The 24,681-nt window shown below is 37.3% G+C and carries 16 protein-coding genes; 6 read left to right on the forward strand and 10 right to left on the reverse strand.

Going from position 1 to position 24,681, the window contains the following annotated elements:
* Positions 1 to 149: 149 nt before the first annotated feature.
* The 3 genes from AC27H3_RS13375 (at position 150) to AC27H3_RS13385 (ending at position 7,178) form a co-directional block, all read left to right on the forward strand.
* A complete protein-coding gene (locus AC27H3_RS13375; RefSeq protein ID WP_487106917.1) occupies positions 150 to 962 on the forward strand; it encodes a cobalamin-binding protein in 813 nt (270 codons plus the stop codon).
* Position 963: 1 nt separating this feature from the next.
* Positions 964 to 6,591, forward strand: coding sequence for an ABC transporter substrate-binding protein (locus AC27H3_RS13380; RefSeq protein ID WP_487106919.1), 5,628 nt, complete (start codon positions 964 to 966; stop codon positions 6,589 to 6,591).
* A 119-nt stretch (positions 6,592 to 6,710) separates the two neighbouring features.
* Positions 6,711 to 7,178: a 2TM domain-containing protein gene (locus AC27H3_RS13385; protein WP_085301561.1), complete on the forward strand. Its 468-nt coding sequence runs from the start codon at positions 6,711 to 6,713 to the stop codon at positions 7,176 to 7,178.
* A 64-nt stretch (positions 7,179 to 7,242) separates the two neighbouring features.
* On the opposite strand, the gene AC27H3_RS13390 is transcribed toward AC27H3_RS13385, so the two are convergent.
* The 3 genes from AC27H3_RS13390 to AC27H3_RS13400 form a co-directional block, all read right to left on the reverse strand.
* Positions 7,243 to 8,949 (reverse strand): RluA family pseudouridine synthase, encoded by a 1,707-nt coding sequence (locus AC27H3_RS13390; protein ID WP_487106921.1) that lies wholly within the window; start codon positions 8,947 to 8,949, stop codon positions 7,243 to 7,245.
* A gap of 173 nt (positions 8,950 to 9,122) precedes the next feature.
* Positions 9,123 to 10,253, reverse strand: a complete 1,131-nt coding sequence (locus tag AC27H3_RS13395; RefSeq protein ID WP_487106923.1) for an OprD family outer membrane porin — start codon at positions 10,251 to 10,253, stop codon at positions 9,123 to 9,125.
* A gap of 164 nt (positions 10,254 to 10,417) precedes the next feature.
* Positions 10,418 to 10,702 carry a hypothetical protein gene (locus AC27H3_RS13400; protein WP_487106924.1) on the reverse strand — a complete coding sequence of 95 codons (285 nt, stop codon included), beginning with the start codon at positions 10,700 to 10,702 and terminating at the stop codon, positions 10,418 to 10,420.
* A 502-nt stretch (positions 10,703 to 11,204) separates the two neighbouring features.
* Between AC27H3_RS13400 and AC27H3_RS13405 the strand changes: the two genes are divergently transcribed.
* Positions 11,205 to 12,323, forward strand: coding sequence for a GGDEF domain-containing protein (locus AC27H3_RS13405; protein ID WP_487106926.1), 1,119 nt, complete (start codon positions 11,205 to 11,207; stop codon positions 12,321 to 12,323).
* Between the two features lie 97 nt (positions 12,324 to 12,420).
* On the opposite strand, the gene AC27H3_RS13410 is transcribed toward AC27H3_RS13405, so the two are convergent.
* Positions 12,421 to 12,672: a TIGR03643 family protein gene (locus AC27H3_RS13410; RefSeq protein WP_487106928.1), complete on the reverse strand. Its 252-nt coding sequence runs from the start codon at positions 12,670 to 12,672 to the stop codon at positions 12,421 to 12,423.
* Between the two features lie 976 nt (positions 12,673 to 13,648).
* Between AC27H3_RS13410 and AC27H3_RS13415 the strand changes: the two genes are divergently transcribed.
* Positions 13,649 to 14,077: a hypothetical protein gene (locus tag AC27H3_RS13415; protein ID WP_487106930.1), complete on the forward strand. Its 429-nt coding sequence runs from the start codon at positions 13,649 to 13,651 to the stop codon at positions 14,075 to 14,077.
* Positions 14,078 to 14,465: 388 nt separating this feature from the next.
* Here the strand turns inward: AC27H3_RS13415 and AC27H3_RS13420 are convergent, their stop codons facing one another.
* The gene (locus AC27H3_RS13420; protein WP_487106931.1) at positions 14,466 to 15,446 is read right to left on the reverse strand and encodes a transposase; all 981 of its coding nucleotides are present in this window, start codon (positions 15,444 to 15,446) and stop codon (positions 14,466 to 14,468) included.
* 193 nt (positions 15,447 to 15,639) lie between these two features.
* Between AC27H3_RS13420 and AC27H3_RS13425 the strand changes: the two genes are divergently transcribed.
* A complete protein-coding gene (locus tag AC27H3_RS13425) occupies positions 15,640 to 16,119 on the forward strand; it encodes a hypothetical protein (protein WP_487106933.1) in 480 nt (159 codons plus the stop codon).
* A gap of 361 nt (positions 16,120 to 16,480) precedes the next feature.
* On the opposite strand, the gene AC27H3_RS13430 is transcribed toward AC27H3_RS13425, so the two are convergent.
* The 5 genes from AC27H3_RS13430 to AC27H3_RS13450 form a co-directional block, all read right to left on the reverse strand.
* Positions 16,481 to 18,031, reverse strand: a complete 1,551-nt coding sequence (locus AC27H3_RS13430; protein ID WP_487106935.1) for a cryptochrome/photolyase family protein — start codon at positions 18,029 to 18,031, stop codon at positions 16,481 to 16,483.
* Between the two features lie 92 nt (positions 18,032 to 18,123).
* Positions 18,124 to 18,276 (reverse strand): DUF2256 domain-containing protein, encoded by a 153-nt coding sequence (locus tag AC27H3_RS13435; RefSeq protein WP_081180096.1) that lies wholly within the window; start codon positions 18,274 to 18,276, stop codon positions 18,124 to 18,126.
* Between the two features lie 15 nt (positions 18,277 to 18,291).
* Positions 18,292 to 19,887: a cryptochrome/deoxyribodipyrimidine photo-lyase family protein gene (locus AC27H3_RS13440; RefSeq protein ID WP_487106937.1), complete on the reverse strand. Its 1,596-nt coding sequence runs from the start codon at positions 19,885 to 19,887 to the stop codon at positions 18,292 to 18,294.
* A complete protein-coding gene (locus AC27H3_RS13445) occupies positions 19,877 to 21,232 on the reverse strand; it encodes a DASH family cryptochrome (protein ID WP_487106939.1) in 1,356 nt (451 codons plus the stop codon). Before AC27H3_RS13445 ends, AC27H3_RS13440 begins: the two co-directional genes overlap by 11 nt.
* Positions 21,233 to 21,484: 252 nt before the next feature.
* Entirely contained in the window at positions 21,485 to 24,568 is a 3,084-nt protein-coding gene (locus AC27H3_RS13450) for a TonB-dependent receptor (RefSeq protein WP_487106940.1), read from the reverse strand.
* Between the last annotated feature and the right edge of the window lie 113 nt (positions 24,569 to 24,681).

Genomic DNA, 24,681 nt, shown 5'->3' on the forward strand with positions numbered 1-24,681 from the left:
CTTAAACACTCGGTGTTACAAGCACTAAAAAACCAATCATTACTGCGTAGTTTTTGATAAAGTAAAACTCATCAAATGCAATGGCGACGATTGCATGTCAATATAATACTAATAAAACAAAACACTACCGTAAGTAACAAGGAAAATGCATGACTTTAGTTCCTGAACCTAAATGGCCAGAACGCATTATTTGCTTAACCGAAGAAACCACCGAAGCACTATATCTTATGGAAGAAGATCATCGTATTGTCGGCATTTCAGCTTACACCATGCGCCCTGAACGCGCGCGAAAAGAAAAAACCAAAGTAAGTGCTTACATTACCGCTAGAACTGAAAAAATATTATCGCTTAAGCCTGATTTAGTCTTGGCATTTTCAGATATGCAGGCTGATATCGTTGCCGACTTGATCAAAGAAGGTATTCAAGTCCACTGTTTTAACCATCGTAGTATCAGTGAAATTTTACAGATGATTCGCACCGTATCGTCTTTAATTGGGCAACCCGCTAAAGGTGAAAAACTGGTCGCTGACATGCAAGAAAGTTTACGAAAAATTAAACAACAAGCTGATCAACTGCCTAAACGTCCAAAAGTGTATTTTGAAGAATGGTTTGACCCAATTATTACCGGCATTGGTTGGGTGAGCGAATTAATAGAAATAGCCGGTGGTATAGATTGTTATCAAGAGTTTTCGACGCAATCTTTAGCAAAAAACCGTATTGTGGCCGATGCCAGCGAGGTAATAGCTAAGCAGCCTGATATTTACATTGCTTCATGGTGTGGTCGTAAGTTTGATGAAGAAAAAGTCACTTCAAGAGTGGGTTGGCAAGACATTCCAGCAATAAAAAATGGTGATATCTTTGAGATAAACTCAACCGATATTTTACAACCAGGCCCAGCTGCACTTACCGATGGTGTTGCACACTTGGCAAAAATTATAAAACAATGGGCTGAACGTACATAATATGTTGAATTATCTGAGCAATAAAAGTTTTTTAATATTATTAAGTTGCATCATTACTTTATTCACTTCTCGCCAAAGCTTAGGGCAAGAGTTAGAAAAAGTTTCTATTCAGCTTAATTGGTTTCATCAATATCAATTTGCTGGTTACTACGCGGCAAAAGAAAAAGGCTTTTATCGCGAGTTAGGGTTAGATGTTGAGTTAAGAGAGCGCAATGAAGTAGGTTCTATTGAAGATCATATTATTGCAGGCGAAGCAGATTACGGTATTAATGACTCCAGCTTAATTGTGGCAAAAAATAAAGGCAAACCAGTCGTTATTGTAGCGCAAATTTTTCAGCACTCTCCTACCACTATTGCAACATTAAGATCTTCAGGCATTGCGAGCCCGTTTGATCTCATTGGTAAACGTATTATGGTGGGTAAAGAATGGAAAAACTTTGCCCCAATAACAGCCATGCTAATGCAAGCAGAACAGGATATGTCTGCGTTTAATTGGCAGGAAAAAAGTGACCATTTGGGGACATTAACGCGAGGCGAAACCGATGCAATTTTAATTTATAACACTAACGAACCCTTTTACTTCAAACAAGACAACATCGATATTTTCACCATAAGCCCCAGAGATTACGGGATTGATTTTTATGGTGATAATCTTTTCACCAGTGAGTTAGAAGTAAAAAACAATCCCCAGCGAGTACAAGCGATTCGCCAAGCAACAATTAAAGGCTGGCAATATGCCATTAACCATCAAGCTGAAATAATTAAGCTCATTGAAGATAAGTACAATAGCCAAAATAAGTCTCATCGACACTTAACATTTGAAGCCAATGAAATTAATAAAATTATTTTAGCTAAATTTATTCCACTAGGCTCAATAGCGCGCACGCGCATGGAAAAAATTAGTGAAATTTATCACCAATTAGGGATGACCGATTCGCCTTTTATTCCCGAAAACTTATTGCTTGAAGATGCACTTATTAACTTTTCATCAGAAAAAAATAGCCTAGATGACAGCACAACATTAATTGTTATGATGATTTTAATATCTTTGATGTTGATTTTTTCGACCTTACTTTTGCCAAAACTGATCAGCCAACAGCGTATCGCGGCATTTATGGCATCGAGGAAATTTCCTTTTATAGTACATTCTATATCGGCCTTAAATATTGCCATTATTTTTAGTGTGATATACCTAACACTGCAAGATAATGAAAAAATTACCCGTTCAAACGTGCAAAAAAATCTAGAGTTTGTAGTTGAAGCGACAAAAACTCGCTTAAACGATTGGATAAGCGAGCAAGAAAGACAATTAAAAAAAATCGCTAAAAGTAACACTATAATTCAACTTACCAAAGAACTACATCTGCGCTCGGCATTAAACGAGCCATTAAAAACGTCTGAATCAACACAAAAAATACGACAATACATAAGTCAAAGTAGTATTGAGGGAAAAGATTTCTCCATTATTAGTTCAGAGCACATCAATATTGGTTCGAACCGCAACGAAAATTTAGATAAAATCAGCTTAATTGCTCAAAGAAATCCAGAAATAATCGCAGCTGTTTTTAACGGAGAAAGCCACTTTGTACCGCCATCTAAGTCAAATGATGCCGAGGTAATCAAAAATACGAGCAAACCAATAGACTTATATAATATGTATATGGTTACGCCAATAAAGAATGAGAATAACCAAGTAATAGCGGCTTTATCGATGCGAATTCAGCCTAGTGGGCAAATATCGAATATTATGCAGCAAGGACGTATTGGTAATTCAGGCGAAAGTTACTTAGTGACTAAACAAGGAAAAATGCTATCAAGAAGTCGGTTTGAAGCAGAGTTTTCAAGCATTAATTACTTACAAACATTTTATAAAAACAAACAGCTGATCACACTTAAAGTTCCACAAATTAATGTAATGGAAAACCCTAACGTTGATTTTGATATGCAGCAACTGCCCTTTACATTCATGGCAAATCACATAATGAATAGCGCACGTTCAGACAATATCAGCTTAATTACCAACAATAAAATAACGAGTAATGTGCATGGTTATAACGATTACCGAGGAGTAAGCGTATTTGGCGCATGGCTGTGGGATAATCAGTATGGCTTTGGTATCGCAACCGAAATAGATACCGATGAGGCGTTAATCGGCGTAAATATACTGCGCAACAAGTTAATGCTTATCGCTTTTATCACATTGTTATTAACTTTAACGTCAAACATATTTACGCTTTCAGTTGGACAACGCTCTACAAAATATATGCGCCGCTCTAAAGTAGAGCTTGAGCAATTAGTGGTAAAACGTACCGCTGAATTACATCAGCGAGAGCGCGCCCTTTGGGAATTATATGAACATGCTCCAGTCGCTTATGCAACATTAAATGCTGATGGCGTTTTTATTAAACATAACTTTGCTTTTGCCCTAATGTTTGATCGCCCTCGCGAGTTATTCACAACATTAAACTGGCAAAACTTTGTAACGCCAGAGCATTATGTTCACCAAATATTCAAAACTAAATCTCATCCCTTATCCTGCGAAATACCGGTAAACATTAATGACAGTAAGACTATTGATACTATGATGTCAGCCTTACCGGTATACGATGAAAACGAACAATTAAGCGAGATTCGCTTAACGTTAATCGATATTACCCAAAGAAACGCAGCGCAAGCTCAATTCGCTGCACTGATGGAGTCAGCGCCTGACGCCATTTTAATGCTAGATAAACATCGTGAACACAATCTGGTTAACTCTCAAGTGTTAACCATGTTTGGTTATGATAAATCTGAGCTTATTGGTAAAAAAATAGAGTGCTTACTACCCGACGAAGCAAGCCTGCATGTTTTTGATAAAATATTAAATGAGCCTACTCCAGAAAAACAATTACTTGAATTGACCGGTAAACACAAAAACGGCAATGAATTTGCCGCAGAGGTTACCGTAAGCGCACTCGACATTCATAATGAACGTTTTATTGTGGCGATTATTCGCGATATTACCGAACGTAAACGCCATGATGCCGAGTTAGCCGAACATATACTTTTTCAACAAGCGTTGGCTGATACCATTCCTTATCCAATATTTGTTAAAGCGCCCGATTTAACATTTACCAACGTAAACAAAGCCTATGAACAAACGTTTAACGTAAAAAGAGAAGATATTATTGGCAAAACAGTTCTCGATCTTGAATTTCTCCCTATGGCTGACCGTATAGCTTACCAAGCTGAAGACACTGGCGTTATCGCTTCAATGGGAATGATACGAAAAGAAATATCATTGGTTTATGGTGACGGGTTAGAACATACCACTATGTATTGGGTAAAAAGTTTTGTAAAAGCCGATGGTTCTTCAGCAGGCTTATTAGGCACGTTTGTTGATATAAGCGAACAAAAAATGGCCGAAGAAACCCTAGCAGACGCTAAATCTTTAGCCGAAGATGCAGTAAAAGCTAAGTCTAACTTTTTAGCAAATATGTCGCATGAAATTCGCACCCCTATGAACGCCATAATTGGTATGTCGGCCCTTGCACTAAAAACCGACTTAAGCCCAGAACAACAAAATTACATCGTAAAAGTGAACGTAGCGGCCGAATCACTCTTAGGTATTGTTAATGATATTTTAGACTTTTCAAAAATTGAAGCAAACAAGATTGAAATTGAGTCAATCCCATTTAGTTTAGATGACGCTCTTGAAAATCTTAGTAACTTACTCGTTGATAAACTCAATGAAACACAAACTGAGCTCATATTTGACGTAGAAGAAAACGTGCCACTTAACCTTATTGGTGACCCATTACGCCTTGGACAAATATTAACTAACCTTGGTAGTAATGCGGCTAAGTTTACCGATCAAGGAGAGATAAAAGTTCATGTTTCGTGCATCAATAAGCATAACAATAACGTAAGATTAAAGTTTTCAGTGTCAGATACGGGTATCGGCATGAGCCCTGCGCAACAGGGGAAACTGTTTCAATCATTCAGCCAAGCCGATGCTTCAACAACCCGAAAATATGGCGGCACAGGATTAGGCTTAGCTATTTGTAAACAACTTGTTGAGCTGCTCGGGGGAGAAATATGGCTAGAAAGCGAAGAACATGTAGGTAGTACATTCCATTTCACACTGAGTTACCAAAGCCAGTCGCCCAGTGAACTTAACACTAATAAGCCTAACTTGACGATTCTTAAAGAATTTAAAATTGCTTTAGTTTCCGACAACATCATTTATCAACCTATAATACTGAGAATATTAACCTCTTTAGGCTTTGCAGTTGAAAACTTTAACTCGACTGATGAGTTTTTATCTTACTTAGCAAAGCCGCATGAAAGTTTTGACGCCTTACTCGTCGATCTAGTTAACTGTAGCGACAACCTTAACTGTAATGATTTAAACTTGATTAGAGAAAATCAAGCTGCACTACCAATTTTACATATTCTCCCAAATAAACAAAAAGTGTTGCTCCCTGCTTTGGCTAACGATATAAATTACTCAATAATTTGTAAGCCAATAACCTCCTCTAACTTACTTGATAGTCTTCTAGTAACGCTTGGAAAAGAAAACCTAAGAAAGAAAAAGAATGACCTTTTTGAGCGTGAGTCATTTTCAGCAATTAATGCTTTGCAAGGCATCAAGTTATTAGTTGTAGAAGACAACGAAATAAATCAAGAATTAGCGACAGAGCTGCTTACCAGTAATGGTATTGAAGTGGTAATAAGCAATAATGGTCAGCAAGCAATAGCGCAGTTAAACACAGAGCATTTTGATGGCGTACTCATGGATTGCCAAATGCCGATAAAAGATGGCTATGAAACCACACGCGAACTTCGCCAAGACGCTCGATTTATTGATTTACCGATCATCGCAATGACCGCTAATGTTATGGCGGGTGATCGTGAAAAGGCGCTCGCATCGGGTATGAACGAACATATTGGTAAACCCATTAATACCAGTGAACTATTTATAAAATTATCTCAGTGGGTAACCTCTAAACAACACAAAAAAGATCATCAGCTAATCGACGATACAATTCAGTTCTCGGCTAATGAAGATGAGCAAATAACATTCCCTGCACTCGAAGGCATAGATGTTAAGTCTGGCTTAGCAATAGCGCAAAATAATAAAAGCCTTTATTTGCGCATACTGCTTAAATTTAAAAATAACTATAGCAATGCATTAGTGCCAATAGAAAGCGCAGTTGCGCAGAAAAATTTTGCTGAAGTCGAACAGTTGGCTCATACGCTTAAAGGCGTAGCTGGCAACATTGGCGCAACGAGTTTATATACGCTTTGCCAAGAGTTAGAAAGTAATGCATCGCAACAGAATATAAAACCGTTCATTTTAAGCCAGTGTCAGAATGAATTAAACCGAATACAAACGGCTTTATCTGTACTTAATCAGCCCATGCAAAATGATGTCAGTTTTAATGTTTCAGAGTGCAAAGCGCTTATCGAGCAATTAAAAATTGACGTCGATAATTATGATGTTGCTGCTATTGAGACGCTTCAGTCACTATTAGCGATGACTAAACAACAAAGCTACCATCAGCAATTAAAAAATATAATGTCAAAAGTTGAAGTTTATGAGTTTGATGATGCCGCTAGACTACTAACAAGTATTTCAATCACTTAAGATTAATAACCGCAAGTAATTGATTAATAACAACTGTCAGAATAAAGTCAGGTAAAAGTCGTAGAAAAAAGCATGCTACTAATTAATAATTCAAAACGAAAAGCAACAAGGAGAAGTATATGATCGTTCGAAAATTAAGGCTTAAAAGAGCATGGTCTCAGGAGCAGTTAGCCCAGTTTAGTGGTTTAAATATTAGAACCATTCAGCGAATTGAACGAGGTCAAAAAGCTGGCTTAGAATCACTTAAGTCTCTTGCTGCTGTTTTCGAAATTGAACTTGAAGATTTGCAAGAGGAAAAAAACATGCTGAACTCAGAAAAATATAGTGAAGAAGAAAACCGTGTTATTGAACATGTAAAAGAGATCAAAGACTTTTACAGTCATCTTATAAATTATGTTGTTGTCATAATAGGTTTATTCATTGTTAACTTTATTACCAGCCCTGATTATTATTGGGCTTGGTGGGCAGCTTTTGGCTGGGGTATAGGCGTTGTATCTCATGGCATGAGTGTTTTTGAGGTCTACAGTTTTTTTGGCGCAGATTGGGAAAAAAAGCAAATTGAAAAAAGGTTAGGTAAAAAGCTGTAATACCGACCATAAATTACCTTTATTAATCCTCTATCAAAAGTATAGAGGATTAATAAATACTGCTTTAAAAGTCAGCCGCGACTTCAAACTCCAATTTACTGTGATTAATAGGATGCGACAACGACAAATATTCTGCGTGTAAATGCAAACGCTGAGCCTTTGTACCGTAATGATCGTCACCAACAATAGGCATATTCAAGCCCAATTTATGTGCGCAATGCACTCTTAATTGATGCGTTCGTCCCGTTTTAGGAAACAAATGTAATCGCGTAGTGTTATTTTTTCGCTCTAATACCTGCCAAGTCGTTAGAGCGTGTTTACCATGTTCATAACACACCATTTGCCGAGGTTTATCATCAAAATCAAGTATTAGTGGTAGTTCGATAGTGCCACTGTCTTCAACAACATTCCCTGTAACTAAGGCAACATAACGTTTTTCGATACTGCGTTCAATAAACTGTTTTTGCAGTGCTTTATGCGCCCTTTTATTTAACGCAATAATTAACAACCCCGACGTCGACATATCTAAACGATGAACAATAAGTGGGCCCGAAGCTTGTGGAAACTGGGTTTTAATACGCAAATATACCGAGTCTTCAATATTCTTCCCCGGTACTGATAAAAACTCTGCAGGCTTGTTAACTACCAACATATCGCTATCTTGGTAAACGATAGATAAGTCTTTACCTTGCGCTGGATTTATTAATAACGGGTTGTCTTCTACTTTCAAACCTTGAAGCATATGATTCAAAATGGGTTGGCATTTACTGTAGCAAGAAGGATAGTAGTTTTTATGTTGCCTAATCGCTGATTTAGGTGCAGCGCCCCACCAAAACTCAGCCATAGCAATAGGTTTTAAGCTGTATTGATAAGCGTATTGTAATAATTTTGGCGCAGCACAATCACCTGCGCCAGCCGGTGGCGTGTGCTCTGGCAACTCAGCAAAAATAGCATTTAAGTCTTTTGTTTCGCCATTAGCATTAAAAAAGTTATATTGCGCGAAGAGCTTTTTTTGTAAATTTTTAGAGCGAGCTTTACGTAGCTTTTTTAAGTTATCAATTTCAGTGGTAATTTCTGATAAAGCTTGCTGCAAGGTGTCGAGTTGTTGCTGACCACTATTTTTTAACGCTTGTAGCTTTTTCTTCTCTTGTATACTTTGCCCTGCTAAAACGGTTTTTAACTGCTCAAAATCGTCATTACTTAGCTTTGTAACTGCATCATCTCTTTGTTGTTTTCTGTGCAAGCGGCTCGCTACAATTAAACCCTGTTGCGAGGTTAATGCTTGTTGATAATTTTCAGTCGCTTCTTTTAGCTCGTTATTAATTTGACTTAACTTTTCGCTTTGCTCTAAAGTCGCTATTTCCGCATTAATATTATTAATAATGCGGTTTTCGGTTAAAAATACTGCGTCTTGTAGTTGCATATCAGACACCGCAGGTACAAACATAGTATTGCTGCCCTCAACATTAAGTTGCCCTGAATAGGCACTGATGAAGCCAATTTTTCCGTCGCTATTTTTCACCACTAAAACACCAAACATTTTGCCGAAATTGGTTTCATCAACCGCGGTTTCAACAGTGTGTGTTTTAGATAGGGTGTCAGTCACCGTCAAGCTAAGCGGTAATTGCTCAAGCTGTTGTTGTAACTGCTGAACAGCTGCAACGGCAATGGCGTGAGGTTGGTAGTAAAACGGGAAAGTAAATTTCTCTGGCAGCGCTATGTTGTCAATAAACTGAGAAAATGGTGTAAAGCAAGAGGCAAAGGTTGTCATGGCAATAAATGATGAAATAATGTGTAAGGCGAGTTATCGAGATCATAACATAATAGTTATAATTTATTGAGTAGCGCTATAATTAACAGCTACTCAATAAGCGTTAGGTTTTAATCAGGAAGTAACTGCATAGCTATATGGCTAAGCTATACGAGTGAATACAAATAAAACAGTTAAAAACCAACATTAAACATGGCTAAAATCATTTTGCCATCTTCATGTATATGATGATAAATAAAATCAAATATAACCTTGTTGCCAAAATCATAACTTACAAAAAAGTCTAATTCGTTAGCGCCTTTATCAAAGTCAACATTAAGAACCCCTAAAATCAGGTTATTAAAACCAGCATAGTCTATACCTATTGCAAAAGCACTTTGGTCCAGCTCATCCGATATTGTGTGATCCGCAGCACTGGTATAAAAAGGGCCGCCGCCAAAACCATTAATAACAGTACCTGACACATGGTTATAGGAAGATTTAAAGGTAAAGTTATTCAACGTGTAACTTGCCATAATGCCATATACATCGCCATTTGGGCCGCTATTATCATCGCTACGGTCTGATTGTTTACCTAACTGAGTGCCTAAAGTTAAATTATTAAAATTGAAGGTAGCATCAGCATAAAAAAAGTCAGCTAGATCTTTGGCGTTGTAATACCACGTTTGTAAATCAATATTATCTATACCTTGATATACAACCCCTAAAACATTGACATTGTCACTACCGAGTATGTCAGTAAAGTTTTCTGGTTTAGTGCTATCAACACTAATCCACTTGGTTAAATGAGCGGCATAAAGTGTGGTATCGTCAATATCGGTATTATCAATTAAAATACCAGAAAACGTATTGGGAATTATGCGCACATCATTCATACCAGCATGAGGAGAGTCAAAACTAAAACGTCCTAGCTTAACCTCGGTTTTTTCAAAACTTGTTTTTAAATAAGCTTGTCCTAAAACTACATAGCCATTGCCGTCAGAGCCAAAAAAGCTAGCTTCTTCATCTTGAAAAATTTTGTTTGTTGCATACAAACTTCCATTAGCACTTATACCTTGCCAACTTTCACTAGCATAATGAAGCTCAGCCCCAACAGCTGAGCTCTCGCTATCCACTTCATTTTCAATAGAGATATAACCCACTCGAATACGACCAGAAAAACCAGTTTTTGGCTCTTGCCAAGCTACTATTTCAGGCTGAGCTTCAGTATTTTCTAAAACAGAAATGTCATTCGAAAAGCTGTTATTTGAAATAGCCAAAACCATAACAGCACTAATGGCTAATGCTTGTTTAAATACATTCATGTAAGGACGTTATAGGGTAAAAGTGCGGCGAATATAGAGCTAAAATCAACCAGAATCAATCTAAAGTGAGAATTAAATCACATTTCATTAAAAATTATTAAGCCTTAGCCGCATTCGAATACTTACTATAGGCGAGTGTTCTAGGCTATTCTCATAGCCTAGGGTTAATTGATTTTCTCAACGCTTGTGATTTCAATAACTGTTTTTGCTTCTGCACGTTCAATAATTTTTACTATGGTCGTTTGAATGGTTTCATCTTTACGAACATCATTTTGACTAGAGAAGCTCTCTTCTTGAGCATCAGCCCCTTCTTCTAACAGAAAACTAACCACCACTTTTGTTGCTAAATCTGTTGATTCACCAAAATAAGCCAGTGTTATTTGCGGATAGCCCTGAAAGCCATTTTTAACTTTTTTCGCAATGCGTTTTGTTGATTTGTCTAAATTCATAATATCTATCCAATAAGTTAAAAACTTGTTTAATAAGCGATTGTTTTATTATTTGAAATCAAAGTTTGTCAATATCGCCTTAGCAGTTAGCAAGCCTTTCGAGCAAATAGCAGTCACACACTAGTGTGCATTACTTTTTAGTAATTGACTAATAATGTTTAGAAAAAACATACCGGAACTATCGAATTTTACCAAACACTAATAACTATTATTTAATAAGCGCTACCAATATATAGCGATAATAAATTATAAAAGTGAGCGGAAAATTAGTATTCTTGTTTAAATTCAAGTACTGTGATTAATGCCTTTGTTAGCAACTCACAATTTTTCAATATAGGCTAAATAAGTATTAAGTAGCCCAAAAACTTCAGACTTACAATCAAGTTGATAAAAACAGTTATACTTGAGTAAGTAATCATCCGTGTGGCTTATTTTAGCTTTGCTAATTTTTCAATAAAAAATATTCAAGCCACAGCATTCATAATTCTCAAAAAGTATTTATATGAACACAGAAATAAAACATGAGAGTGACAATGTAAAATCTTCAGATAATTTTTTACATTTTTTAATGGTTCAATGTCTAAGTATTAGACGATGGGCGCTACTTGTATCTCTGCTTTTATACTTAGCTTTTGCGGTAATGGACGTATTAAAATTTCCTAGCGAAGTTTACTCTCTAACCTTAACAACACGACTATTCTTAGTCATATTACCATTAATATATTTAAATATTGTATATTGGATTTATCCTCCAAGTTCAATTCGTGCAAATTTACTCATATTAATAACGGTTTATATAGCAAGTGGTTTAAATCACACCCTGATTTTTTACCTTTCTAATATTTATGATTTTCCATTTTCAGAACTAGGATTAGTGCTTATATTAATGTTTGGCTGTTTGTTAATAGTGATCCCAATAAAGCCAGCAATGGCAGCAACATTTATTATTCTATCGTCGTTTACGGCCGTTAAGTTGCATCTACACCAAGCATTACCTGACTTAATATTTGTGCTGATAATCCTCGCTTTTGTATCTGGTATTTGCCTTGCTATTAACCTTATGGGTCAAAAAACCCTTTATCAAAACTATCTCCTGATCAATAGACTATATAACGAATCTATTACAGATGGTTTAACTAAACTTCACAATAAAAGGTCTTTTCAAGAGGAAATAGATCGATTAAATGCTATTGCAACTAGGGATAATGCAACACTGGGTTTAATTTTAATTGATGCTGACAATTTTAAAACGATCAATGACTCGTTTGGTCACAGCGTTGGTGACGATGTGTTAATTAAAATAGCAGAAGTTATTGATGCTAAATGTCGCCGTTCAGAAGATATCGGCTTTCGTATAGGTGGAGATGAATATGCCATGATCCTGTATGGTATAACTCACGAAAGCCTTGAACAAACCTGTTTCGATATAGTGTTATCTGTTGCAAGCTTCAACATTAAGCATCATGGTAAAAGTGTTAAAACATCTGTATCGGTTGGCGCAGTTTTAAAAGCTAGTAATGCTAAAATCACTTGTGACAATTTAGTTAAAATTGCAGATGATTATCTGTATGAAGCAAAAGAAAACGGTAGAAGTCAGTATTATTTAAAGACTTTTCAATAATCGAATTAATACGGCTATTTATATTCAACAATAGTAAACTAAATAAAGCAGCCTTTAGCTTTCAGCGATAGTTAAGTACTCAAATTTTGAGTACTTTTTACCGTTGTTTGTATTGAGTAGGGCAATAACCTCGGGATACGCTTTTACTGCGAAGACTGGCATGTTTTGTTACTCTACCTGCAACCCTTTTCCTCCAAAGCTTGAAACTATTAGGCTTTAATCGGCTACGCATAAACTTTATAACTTCAGGCTCACTTAAACTAAACTCAAGTTCTATTGCTTCAAATGGCGTGCGATCTTCCCAGGCCATTTCTATAATTCTTGATTCTTCGCTGATAAATAATGTCATAAAAAATTCTAGTCTTAATTGTAGATAAAATGCATATTGTTAGCAGTACGAATAGAACCCAGTTAAAGACCAATCTATAGTATAAAAAGAGATAGGTTAATTATCTTTTACGAATACTTGTATATGCCTTTTCTGCAAAGGGCTGTTCGTAAATGAGTACCTAAAATCGACCTTCGAATCTACTATGGAAAATATCGACCATCATTGCAGCTCAATTGCATCTAGCCTTGCCAGCCAATTATATTTAAGTTTGCAACCCTAAAAACTTTAAGTATTTATAAAAGAAGATGCCATGATTCATTTACTTTATGGCAAATGTGAGCCTGAAGCGGACATTGATGCTGCATCTTCTTGTTCTTAATTTAGTTTAATATCTGAGTATTAAAATGCTGTTGTAACTTGTTTCCACCCAAGTCAGGAAATGAGGCAACTTGCCTCATTTCGTCTATTAGCTAAATTTTTGTTTTTATCTGTAGGTAATAAGTGGTGTTGGCTGCAAAGATTTGTTATTAATATAGAAAATAAATAAGGTGGAAACTTTTTTGCTGTAAAAAAGGCAAGTTGCCTCCTATTAAATTGTTCTGATGGAGTTGGAAAAGCTCCTAGAGAGTAAGTATAGTTCATATAAGACCATGCATGTATATTTATACAGTATATATATTGACATTTTAATGACCATAAAATCTAACAAAGAAACTTGACAGGACTATACTGTATTCAATCCCTTAAGCTTAACTTGAGGCGTCTGAAATCAGCGGGATTTACAGTAAGACCTCAAGTTAAGCTTAAGGATCTGAAGACCTTTCAAGTGCTAATTTGCGCTATTTTTCCAACTCTTCGCAGCCAAAACGGCTAAGGCCTGTCTGCCACAGAACAAAGCAATAAAATTGACGAATTAATTTGTCATTTGCTCTTGCAAAAGGCGCAAGAAAACTGCCAAACTAATTCGCAATTTATTGAAGCGTTAGGAGGCTTAGTGTTGAGTCCAAATTTTCCTGTAATTGAGGGTAAACACCAAATTACTAAATCTTGGAGCATGTCACTTCCTACTCAATTTAATCGTCGAATAGAAGATGAAGACATCGTCATATGGAAACCAGGATTTACTATCTATATTGCAGTGTGGAACAACGACAACAACCTTTCACATGAAAGTTTATTTAATTCAGTCACAGAAGATATCTCGTTGGAAGCGTTCGATGTAAATTCGAATGAGAATGGCGAGATTAATTTTTTTTCATATAGATTGAACGAAGATATAAATGATCAGCGAGTAGCAGCTTTTTATTGCTATGCGATTTCACCAAATGGCTATGTTCAATCAGTTATGTACTTCGACAACGAAAAAGATGTCGATGATGCAATTAGAATTTGGGAGTCATTCGAGTATGAAATCGCCTCCTAACAAAAAAATAAACCACATTCGCTTCGCTCATTGGGAAAAAGCCTCGCTGTCGCTCAGCTTTTCCCGTTATTGTAAGCGTTATGTTGAAGTACAACTATGGAGTCAGGTCGAAACTTAATGAATGTTAATAAAGAAGAAGCTTTGAGAGAAGTCTTTGAAGAGACCGTACCTGACCACGGGGTATTTATTAAGCCACCCATAATAACTATATAAAATAACCGAACATAGAAAGGGAAGATTACTTTTGCTTTAATATGCCTATTCAGTAAGTAAATGAGGGATATGTTGTCTATTTGCAGAGTTTTCTGAGCATCCACTGAATTTCAGGCAAGCTTTTAATGTCATCCTCAGAAAACCGTATTTTTTATTATTGAACTGAGTTAGTTTGCTAAGCGCTATTCAAACAAGCCTGAGCGTTGGCGATACCATGAGCTCGCTTTAAACCGACGTGCTCTGTAAATTCACACAAATGCTCAGCAGTGCCTACAGCGCCAGTGAACATACCTTCAAAGTTGGTGGTGAGTTTTAACCAGCTCTCATCGCTGATGTGGAGTCTTGATAGTATTTCAGCCGTTTTAGCATTGATAGCGCCGCGCTTGTCTTCTCTCATCACGCGGCCAGTTTCATCAACTAGTGTTAAGTAATCTTTTAAGCTAAAAGAAATGCCTGCAGTTTTGTCTTGATGTTCATTGTCAGTGAAAGGTAATAAGGCTTTAGGTTGCTCTCCGTTAATCGCTGCTTTGATACGCAGTTGAATACTGGTAAAGCTTGACTGCTCAGGCGTTGGGGCAATACCGGCACGGACAGGATTTAAATCTACATAAGCCATACAAGACAGTAATGCAGCGTCATCAAGCAGGGCTTGAGATTTAAAGCGTCCTTCCCAGAAGTGGCCAGTACACTTATCTTCTTTATTGGCTTGTCTGGCAATAGGCTCGTTTAAAGAGCGCATAAACCAACTGATATCGATTAGGCGCTGTTTATACACCTGTACTGTGTCTTCAACCATCTCCAATTCGAACTGCGTTAACGGTTGTTCTTGCTGAAATTTAACAGTGAGGTGGGTACCTTTAAACAACTTATGCCAACGAGTAAGTACCTCTCGTGTTGTCCAGTTTTCCACTTGTTCACTTTCAACATGAAGAACGAGGTGTAAGTGATTATTCATCACAGCATGAGCACAAATATCAATGGCAAACACCTGAGCTAATTGAAATATACGCTTTTCAATCCAGCTACGCCTGTGCTCATAACTAACGCCGGTTTCTTTATCAACACCGCATAAAAAAGCCTTGCGAACGGTGCGACTGCAAATATGATAATTCGGCGTATCGGTTAAACTGATTTGTTGAGAACGAGGTTTAGGCATAATAAACACCACATTTAAAATTGTGAACTAAGTGTAGTTTACTCAGAAAAATATGAACAAGTTATTATGGGTGGCTTAATAAGTATTGAACAAGTTATTATGGGTGGCTTAATAAGTAAATTTTTAATAAATTTTGAGGCTGTTTTCTCATAAAGAGAAACTCTACAGGCTCGTTAGGTAACTAAGAAAAAGTATGCAATCACCCTTAGACACAGTTGGCTCATTCTACGTATTTTTAGAGGCTATTGATTACGACGTTAACGAAGAATCATTAGAAATTGAAGTTTCCTGTGCGAAGCTAGCTGACGAAGTGTATCGAGCTAAATCTAAGCCGGGTGATGAAACGGAAGATAGAATCGAAAAGGTATTGGATGGTTGCCGCGAAATAATTACTGATGAAAGTAGCCCTCGCTACAGGATCTGTTTTGAACATGTTTTCTATCACCAAGTTTGTGAAGAGTTTGACTACGATATGTCAAAAGAAAAATGCGATGATAATGGTGTTGTAGGTATCATTGAAGAATCTTCACTTTTGTCACATTTAAAAAGTGACACTGAGGTTTTTTGGCACTGTGATAAAGCTAAAATGTATGTGGTAGCAACATCGAGTAAATGGTTAAGAATTGTAAGTTCAGAACCACCAGAAATCAAACTGGTGGCAGGCGTTACCTAACAATGCATTAAATTACAGTTGGCTGTTTTCACTGCGTTCAACATTTTAGCCAACTATAATGAAGGTGCCACAGGCTGCTTTGAGCTTAAACCAGCCCCACAAGTGAGCAGAAAACTTAGGCTAATATTACCCTAAATATGCTCCTGAATTTGCAAAGACTTAACCTCAGCTTCTGGCTAACTGCTGTCGTAAACCTTAATAAACAGCTAATGCTAACTGAGTGCAAATTGTAATCATTATTACTGGTGATAAACCTAATGTTGTTCAGTGGTCACAGTAAATATTACTAGGTCACAGCGTTGATGATAATGCCTTCCAGTTCTGATGTAATTGCACACAATTAAACGTAGAAAAATTAGTGCTATATCTCATTTAAATTATTCAACAACTCAGCTGCTTTCTGTCTTATTTCTTGTTTTTGTTCAGGTGCCATTTTATCCCAATTACGAACGGGAAAACTCATTCTCTGGTTGTTCGAGAACTGGTCGTAATTATGATCAATAAAGTTCCAGTACAAACTATTCAGTGGGCATGCGTTTGGGCCAATTTTTTCTTTCACGTTATATTGACAGCCCTTGCAGTAGTCACTCATTTTATTCACATAGTTACCGCTTGCTGCGTATGGCTTTGTGGCAATCCAACCACCGTCAGCAAAAAGTGCCATACTGCGGGTATTTGGTAGCTCTACCCATTCAATAGCATCTATGTATATGCCTAAATACCATTCATCGACTTGGTTTGGCGATATTCCTGCTAGCAGAGCAAAGTTACCGGTGATCATTAAGCGTTGAATATGGTGTGCATAGGCGTGATCTAGTGATTGTGTTATTGCACTTTTTAAGCACAACATTTTAGTTTCACCATGCCAAAAGAAGTCAGGTAAGTCTCGATTAGCAGCTAAAAAATTTTGCTCGGCGTAATCGGGCATGTTTAACCAATACATACCCCTAACGTATTCTCGCCAACCTAAAATTTGGCGTATAAAGCCTTCAATTTGAGCTAGCGTTATAGCGCCTGCTGATTTTTGATAGGCGTTAAGAGCAGTTTCAATAATCTCTATAGGACTTATCATTTTACAGTTAAGTGAAAAACTCAGCCGTGAATGATATAGACTCCAAGCGTAAGGCGAAGCGATAGTCATGGCATCTTGAAAATTACCAAAATTAGCTAATTGATACCGACAAAAAAAGTCTAACAACGACAATGACTGCTCACGATTGATAGGGTAAGGCACAGTAGAAGCTTGCTGACCAATAGTCGTAATTTTATGATCTTTTATTCGCTGTAAATATTCACTAGCGTCGTTATCGAAGACCAATGGCTTTGGAATAGCTTTAAGGTCAGCCTTTTTAAATGACTTCCTATTATTGGCATCAAAATTCCACGCATCACCTTCCGGTTTTGTGCCATTCATCAGAATTGAAAAACGCTTTCGCATATAACGATAAAAGTTTTCCATTCGCACGTGTGTCGATTTTTGAAAATGCTCGGGTAACTCTTCAAATGGTAACAAAAAGTGCTCACTATCGACCTCAACAACGGTAAGTGAATGCTGATTTTTCATAGCGTTTAATTGTGCACGCAAACGATATTCATCGGGTCGTTGAAAGGTAAAGCTTTCGCAGCCATAGTTTGATGTTAAGGCCAAAATCAGCGCAGGAAGATCTTGATATTTATCTGTGTCATCTAATGTTAAATAACAAACCTGATGCCCTTCATGTTCAAGATAACGTGCAAAATCAGCCATCGCGGCAAAAAAAGCCGTCATTTTTTGAATATGGTGTTTAGCGTAGTTAGCTTCTTGATGGAGTTCAGCTATTACATAGACAACATTGGCATCAACATGCTCAAACCAACTATGCTTAGCATTTAACTGATCACCCAATAAAAGTCTGAGCTGCTTGGCCTTCATAAATCACCCTTATAATATTAATTTATTGTTTCAATTTCTACGGAGCCTAACTAAACCTATTTAGCTCTACTTATCATAACTTCGCCGTACACTTACTTTGCACTATCAGGCTTTAGTTTGTTTCGCCTGCATCGTTCAGAACAATAAAGTACTTGCTCCCAACACCCTTGCCATTTTTTACGCCATATAAAATCTCGTTTACAGGTAAGGCACGATTTAGCGGGTAAGAATAATTTTTTATGCATTGATGTTTTCTCTCTCTAACTCATCGCTTTTTTATCTTTTTTGTCTTTCTTGCCTTTTGTTAATAGCGATGCTTTACTCGATTTTTTAGTTCTACGCACATGCTTTGATAAAATACGTTGGCTTTCTTTACTTGTATCTATTCGCTTTTGAAAGCTCCATAACAAGTCGCGAGCAATTTTCCCAGCTTCGTTTATATCTATGATAGGCAACGGATAATCTACGCCTAATTGGCACTGATAAAGCTGTTGTTCCATAGGCGTTAAGTCCCAAGGTGTGTGGATCATTTCATTTGGTATTTCAGATAAACTCGGCAACCATGTTCTAATAAATGTGCCTTGTGTATCTTTTTCTAATGACTGCTTTACGGGGTTATAGACTCGAATAATGTTAGTACCCGTTACCCCTGACTGCATCTGAAATTGTGGATAATGAATACCTGGCTCAAAGTCGAGAAATAGCTTGGCTAAATGAGTAACACCTAAACGCCAATCAAGTAATAAATGGTGGCATAGAAAACTAACTAACATTGCTCGCATTCTAAAGTTTATATAGCCAGTTTTTACTAGACATAACATGCATGCATCGACTAACGGATAGCCGGTTTCACCTTGTTGCCATTTTATTAGTCGCTCTTCAATAGTAAGGCCAAGATGAACTTTAGGATAGGTTAACTCGCTATAAGCTTTGTTAACGGGGCGCCATTGCATTTGATGTTCGCTTTCAAATTTTTGTATAAAATGACAATGCCAATGCAAGCGAGAAGCCACTGCATCAAGAGAGCGTTTCCAGCCCTTTTCAGTTCTTTTCACTAAAATGCTTTGGTAAACCTGCCGTACACTGATATTTCCCCAAGCTAAATAAGGCGATAAACGTGAACAACTTTTACGACTTTCATGTGGTTTCGAAATATCATATTGATAGTTTTTGCCACGCTCAGCAAAAAATGATTGCAACATTTTACGCGCCCATATTTCACCGCCCTTTAGCATAAACTTGTTCGACTGAGTCCATGAAACAGGTAAAATAAATTCGGGCAAGCTTGCTAGCTTTTCAGCACTCACTAATCCTGTTGATGATAAAACAGCCTGACTCAACTCAGCTTTCATTATTGTTTGCCAATGACTATCCCATTGGTTTCTATTTTTCATACCGCGCATTACTGCACCTGTGGCACTTTCAAACCAAGTAATATTCTGTGTTTTACACCAATTTTTTACGTCTTTGTCTCGGTTGAAGGTAGATAATAGCCCTACTTCTTCATGGCTATATAAATTCGCCACTTTAAAAATTTTCTGAATTGCATTCAAGCCATCTATTGCATCACCATAATAAACATAAACTCTAGTGTTATATGGCGATAGTTGAATATTGAGATCTTGAATTGATTGCCAAATAAACCGCCAATGTCGCTCTTCATAATGAGGATCATCGATTAATAAAGGTTCAAATACGTAATATAAAAGTGTTAACCCCGCTTGCGTAGATTCTGCAAGAGGTTCGTGATCGCTTAGTCTTAAATCACGCTTTAACCAAACAATGTTAACGCTGTCTTTGTGCACATTTTCTTGTAGTGTTTGGGCGCCATTAACTAACTGCATTTCAGTTGCCATGACTATGCTTGGCTTGTATTGGCCAATCTGAGGCATCAACAGAGTCTAGTGTTTGGCAGCGAGAAGTTTCGATATTTTCTGTCCACGCAGCCTGATAGACTCGGTCGGGATCAAAAATTTCGCTTTGTTTCTCTATATTAAAATGGCGACCTCCTCTTGGATCAGCGCCAACACCGGCGATATATTGCCAATTACCCCAATTAACCGCAGCATCATAGTCTATCAAGCGTTCTTCAAACCAGGCAGCACCATATCGCCAATCAATGCCTAATTCGTTTACAAGGTAACTGGCAACAATTTGGCGACCTCTATTACTTAAATATCCTGTGAGTCGCAGTTCGTTCATACACGCATTGATTAAACTGCTAGGAGTATTTGAAAAACACCATTTATTAAATCGTTCAGCATAGTAAATAGTAAGCGGTTTTTGCTCTGAAATGCCTTTAAATTGATACATTTTCGGCCCCACTTTAAAATGTAGCCATTGAAAGTACTCTCGCCATAATATTTCTAAATACAGACATTCTGTCGAGCTATTTTTACCACTAAGTAGCTCGTATTGTTTAATATAATTAACTACTTGTCGGGCAGATATACAGCCATAACTTAACCAAGCTGATAACTTGCTGCTATTCTCCCATCCCGCTAAGCTATTTCGAACTTGCTTGTAACTTGACGGTAAAGTAGATGCGAAATATTGTTGAAGGTGTTTTAGACCAGATTGCTCGCCACCATTAAACTTAGCCCCTTGCTTGTTGTTAAATGCTATTACAGGTAACCAGCTAGGCTTAAAGTTTGACATTTCAGGCAATGATTCAAACTTGTTAGGTAAAAATTCAATAACAGGTTGCAGATCTATCGAACTGGTCTCAGGTAATATCTTTCTAAACTTCGAATAACTTTCAGGTAGGTTTTCAAGTTCAAAAGGCAATGATTTTTCGCAGAATAAGGTAAATTGCTCTACCAAATTAACACTTATTTGAGGCTGGTTTTCTCTGAACTGGCTAATCACTCTATTTTCATAGGTACCTGGTAAACGCGTGGTGATAAAGTCTGTAATTTGATATTTATCGCAAAGCTGACATAAGGTAGTTAAGCTATCGCCATATACGATATACAATTGCTGACCCAGTGCTTTTAATTGTTGATCAAGGTCATCTAGGCATCCTTGTAAAAATTTCCATCTAGCGTTACCTAAATGTTTTGATTGAAAGTTGCTGGCTTCAAACCACTGTTTATCTACTACAAATACGCAAAGTAATGTTTCAGCTTGGTTAGCCAAATTAAATGCTGCATTGTCACTAATACGCAGATCTTTTGTCATCCAATACAGAGTACGCTTCATTGTTCAAGTTCTTAAGCTTAAAAATTTTTATACGAGCGAAGTAACAGAAGAGATCAAAAAAGGGCTATAAGCATGAAGCTTGAGCATTAAAGTTGAGGCTTTACTAATGGCTAAGTCTGGATCACAATAAAGTTTTTATGGCTTATGAAGCGTGCGGTTACTATAAAGTTGGACGTTATTCATAATAAAAAGCCCTGCTTACTTATGTAAACAGGGCTTTTTTATAACTTACTATTTATAACTTACAACACATTAAAACTTAGCTTTAACACCTAAATAAAATTTAGGTCCTGAGCGAGAGTAATCCGATATTGTAGAGTCGTTACCACGGGTCATCACTTGTGGCTCATCTAAAATATTAAGTGCTTTTAAAGATACTGATACCTGCTTTGACACTTTATATTTAATGTTAAAATCTACGTAATCACTGTCTTGCACATAACGGTGCGAGCGTGATGGAAATGGCAAGTTATTCGGTTGAAAATACTTTGAACGATACTTATAAAGCAAGCGCATTGAAAGTTTATCACCTTCCCAGTAAACAGAAGCAGAGGCTACATTTTTAGAGAAGCCAAATAAGTTAGCATCAGCCACTAAACCTGGGCTACCTGGCTCTGGTGTTACAAAGTCTGAGTCTGCATAGTTATAGGCAATTTTCGCACCTAAACCACTCCATATTCCTGGTAATTCTGTAAAGTGTTTTTGAGCCGTTAACTCAACACCACGAATAGTTGAAGAGTCGTTCGATGTTTGTACCGTTGAATGTGTTACATCTGGGAATGTTGTGTCTTCCCCGTCAAGTGAAACTATTATATCTCTATCTTCTTGTACCGTCTCGTAACCACCCGTAAAGCTTTTGTTATAAACAGCTAAGGTTACGGCTGCATCATTACTTGGGTAATATTCAAGTGAAACCTCAACGTTATTAGATAAATAAGGTTTCATGTGATTACCGTTAGCCGAACCACTGGTAATAGATTCTAAGTAATTATTATTACAACTTTCATCTTCGCTTGACGAAGTACAAATGTCATAACTTACCCCTGCCGACATAGCATTCATTTGAAAACGTGACATAGCTCTATAAAGTGCGGTTTTCAAATACCATTCGTCGTTTAACTGAAAGGTTAAGTTTAAGCTTGGCAGCACTTCGGTGTAACTTGAGTCTAGCGTTACATCTTCAATTTCGCCTGTGGTGTTTATTTCTGTTACAAAAGTGCCGTCTTCAGCGGTAGTAATAAAAACTTTATCACCGTAGCCGTCAGAATGTGTTTCAGTTTTAACAACACGCACACCTATATTACCCGTTACCGGATAATCGCCCCATTGAGTATCGATATCAGCCATGGCATAAATAGCGCTAATTTTTTCTTCTACAATACGGTCAGCGCCGTCACGTTTATCGTTACGCTCGCCAATATCATAAAAGCTTGTATCGCCGTTATTTCCTGGAATTTGACCTAACATTTGTCCAATAAAACACTTGGCGTCGTAAGTAACAAAATCGCCTGGGCCGCCACCTTCTTCATCAAATAAGTTGTCGTTTTGGTGGTTATTAAAACAATTACTCACAATACCGTCAGTTAATGCTAAGTAACTGGCAACATTATTTTCGTCCCAGTTGTCATCTTCAGTGTCAGTTGAGCCCGTTTTTTGGCTACCATCACTTAAGCGAAGAGAAACATCGTTAGTTTGTTCATCAATTAAGTTTTCTTTTGAAAAACGAACACCAGCTTTAATATTGGCAAAAATGTCATGATCAAGCGTGTATTCAGCATCAAACTTAAACGCTAAAATTTTATCTTCTCGCTCATCATTGGCACGACGATATTCAGCATATGCTCCACCATCGGCACTCAAAAATGACTGCACATTGTTTGGATCAAACACTTCTGATGCATTGTAACCCGCATCACCAACACCATTTCTGTTGTTATCTAACCAGGTAAGTGTTGGAACGTTAGTGTCACGCGCGTCAAACTCGTATTGATAGCGACTTTCTGATTTAAACTTTGAACGATGACGAACTCTGTATCGGTATGACTTTGAATATGAAAAGTCTGCCGCCAGTTTTAAGTTATCTGTAGGGTAGTATTCAAAGTTAATACCACCGCCATCATAATCATCTACTTGGTTTCGGCTCTCACCTAAAAGTTGAGGCTTAGCTTCACCGGTTGCATATAGCAAGGTATGATCATCAGCAATAATATGGTCGGCTAATTTTCTGCGACGATTATCAATACCAAATTCCATACGTTCTTCAGTATATTCTAATCGTGAGTTTTGATAATCAAGGTTAATATCCCACTGATCGTTAGGCTGCCATTGAAAAGTTGCAACTACACTGGTGCGCGAGTCTTCATCTTCACCGGTACGCCAGTAGGCATCATTAGGTACGTAGAAAATTGAGCTTTGATCAAAGTCTGAAAGATTAGTGTCTTTGCCAAGTTGTGGACTTGAGCCTTGACGACCACTAGAAACTGCTTGGTTACCATCATCACACTCGTTTTCATCTGGCACAATTGTATTGCCAGAAGAATCTTTAAGTGCACAGGCTTGCATTTGAGAACTACCACCGTAATTTTCTTCCGGGTTTGAGTCGTCAGATGAAACAACGCCTAACGTAAAACCCATATTACCGAAGTCTTCTGTTTCCCAACTTCTAACGGTAGAAATAACAAACTTATTACCCCACGGGTTAACATTTGCGCCATCTACATCACCGTAATATGAATTATATATTCCCGTTGCTTCAACGGTAGTTTCGTTTTTTCCGTAATCAATAGCACGTAATGCTGCTACTTCGATGGTGCCTGATGTACCACCTTCAACTAAATCGGCTTGTTGCGATTTATAAATAACGACCTTATCAACTAAATCTGAAGGGAATTTTTTAAAGTTTACTGCACGCCCGGTACCCGCATTAGTAATAGTACGACCGTTAAACGTTGCATAGCCCCAGTAAGAGCCTAAACCACGTATAGACACTTCGTTTTGGCTACCTTTTAATCGATGGCTAGAGGCGCCTGAAATATTTTCGATAATATCTGCTAAAGATAAACCGGGTAAATCACCAAAGTCTGCAGCAGCAATAGCATCAACAATGGCGGTTGTATTTTTCTTTTCGTTAAGCGAGCGTGTCATAGTTCCACGCATGCCGCTGACTTCAATAACTTCTATGCTACTTTCTTTCGCCGCTTCACTAGTACTTTCTTGCTCTTGTGCATAAACAGGTGCTGATAATAAAGTAACCAATGCAGAGCTTAATAGTGCAGATTTACCCTTAGCATTAAGCCCTTTTACTCTTAGCACGTTACTAATTTTATTCAATTTCACGTCACTCTCCCCAAGTTCCATTTATCTATTTTTTTAGTTTTATTGCTTAAAACGTAAAACCCATTTACCACAACTTGATTCAAATCTAACCAATTAACATTACAATGTCAATT

The organism is Colwellia sp. NW0002-52-1 (assembly GCF_057550865.1).

Coding starts and splice junctions, on each gene's coding strand:
- AC27H3_RS13375 (WP_487106917.1), top strand. CDS start 150: ATGACTTTAGTTCCTGAACCTAAATGGCCAGAACGCATTATTTGCTTA.
- AC27H3_RS13380 (WP_487106919.1), top strand. CDS start 964: ATGTTGAATTATCTGAGCAATAAAAGTTTTTTAATATTATTAAGTTGC.
- AC27H3_RS13385 (WP_085301561.1), top strand. CDS start 6,711: ATGATCGTTCGAAAATTAAGGCTTAAAAGAGCATGGTCTCAGGAGCAG.
- AC27H3_RS13390 (WP_487106921.1), bottom strand. CDS start 8,949: ATGACAACCTTTGCCTCTTGCTTTACACCATTTTCTCAGTTTATTGAC.
- AC27H3_RS13395 (WP_487106923.1), bottom strand. CDS start 10,253: ATGAATGTATTTAAACAAGCATTAGCCATTAGTGCTGTTATGGTTTTG.
- AC27H3_RS13400 (WP_487106924.1), bottom strand. CDS start 10,702: ATGAATTTAGACAAATCAACAAAACGCATTGCGAAAAAAGTTAAAAAT.
- AC27H3_RS13405 (WP_487106926.1), top strand. CDS start 11,205: ATGAACACAGAAATAAAACATGAGAGTGACAATGTAAAATCTTCAGAT.
- AC27H3_RS13410 (WP_487106928.1), bottom strand. CDS start 12,672: ATGACATTATTTATCAGCGAAGAATCAAGAATTATAGAAATGGCCTGG.
- AC27H3_RS13420 (WP_487106931.1), bottom strand. CDS start 15,446: ATGCCTAAACCTCGTTCTCAACAAATCAGTTTAACCGATACGCCGAAT.
- AC27H3_RS13425 (WP_487106933.1), top strand. CDS start 15,640: ATGCAATCACCCTTAGACACAGTTGGCTCATTCTACGTATTTTTAGAG.
- AC27H3_RS13430 (WP_487106935.1), bottom strand. CDS start 18,031: ATGAAGGCCAAGCAGCTCAGACTTTTATTGGGTGATCAGTTAAATGCT.
- AC27H3_RS13435 (WP_081180096.1), bottom strand. CDS start 18,276: ATGCATAAAAAATTATTCTTACCCGCTAAATCGTGCCTTACCTGTAAA.
- AC27H3_RS13440 (WP_487106937.1), bottom strand. CDS start 19,887: ATGGCAACTGAAATGCAGTTAGTTAATGGCGCCCAAACACTACAAGAA.
- AC27H3_RS13445 (WP_487106939.1), bottom strand. CDS start 21,232: ATGAAGCGTACTCTGTATTGGATGACAAAAGATCTGCGTATTAGTGAC.